The 1,199-nt window shown below is 69.9% G+C and carries 1 protein-coding gene; it reads left to right on the top strand.

The genetic code is table 11. The features are described 5' to 3' along the window. Positions 1-1,199 (top strand): serine hydroxymethyltransferase (glyA, locus tag ACWGI6_RS38205; protein ID WP_453271776.1); only part of this gene is annotated, 1,199 nt, incomplete at both ends.

Raw genomic sequence — 1,199 nt, 5'->3', positions numbered from 1 at the left:
TCGACCCCGACGTCGCCGCCGCCGTCGACGCCGAACTCCACCGCCAGCAGTCCACCCTCGAAATGATCGCCTCGGAGAACTTCGCCCCCGTCGCCGTCATGGAGGCCCAGGGCTCCGTCCTGACCAACAAGTACGCCGAGGGCTACCCCGGCCGCCGCTACTACGGCGGCTGCGAACACGTCGACGTCGTCGAACAGATCGCCATCGACCGCATCAAGACCCTCTTCGGCGCCGAAGCCGCCAACGTCCAGCCGCACTCCGGCGCACAGGCCAACGCCGCCGCCATGTTCGCCCTCATCAAGCCGGGCGACACCATCCTGGGCCTCAACCTCGCCCACGGCGGACACCTCACCCACGGCATGAAGATCAACTTCAGCGGCAAGCTCTACCACGTCGTGCCCTACCACGTCGACGAGAAGACCAACCTCGTCGACATGGAAGAGGTCGAACGCCTCGCCAGGGAACACCGCCCCAAGCTCATCGTCGCCGGCTGGTCCGCCTACCCCCGCCAGCTCGACTTCGCCGCCTTCCGCCGCATCGCCGACGAGGTCGGCGCCTACCTCATGGTCGACATGGCCCACTTCGCCGGCCTCGTCGCCGCCGGCCTGCACCCCAACCCGGTGCCCCACGCCCACGTCGTGACCACCACCACCCACAAGACCCTCGGCGGCCCCCGCGGCGGCGTCATCCTCTCCACCCAGGACCTCGCCAAGAAGATCAACTCCGCGGTCTTCCCCGGCCAGCAGGGCGGCCCCCTCGAACACGTCATCGCCGCCAAGGCCGTCTCCTTCAAGGTCGCCGCCTCCGACGACTTCAAGGAACGCCAGCAGCGCACCCTCGACGGCGCCCGCATCCTCGCCGAACGCCTGATCCAGGACGACGTCAGGCAGCACGGCGTCTCCGTGCTGTCCGGCGGCACCGACGTCCACCTCGTCCTGGTCGACCTGCGCGACAGCGAGCTGAACGGGCAGGAGGCCGAGGACCGCCTCCACGAGGTCGGCATCACCGTCAACCGCAACGCCATCCCGAACGACCCGCGGCCCCCGATGGTCACCTCCGGCCTGCGCATCGGCACCCCCGCCCTCGCCACCCGCGGCTTCCAGGCCGAGGACTTCCGCGAGGTCGCCGACATCATCGCCCAGGCACTCAAGCCCGCCCACGACGCCGAAGCCCTCAAGGCCCGCGTCACCGCACTCGCG

This window comes from Streptomyces sp. NPDC054786 (assembly GCF_053611685.1).
Note: the sequence above shows the minus strand (reverse complement) of the source record. Positions and strands in the feature narration are given on the sequence as shown.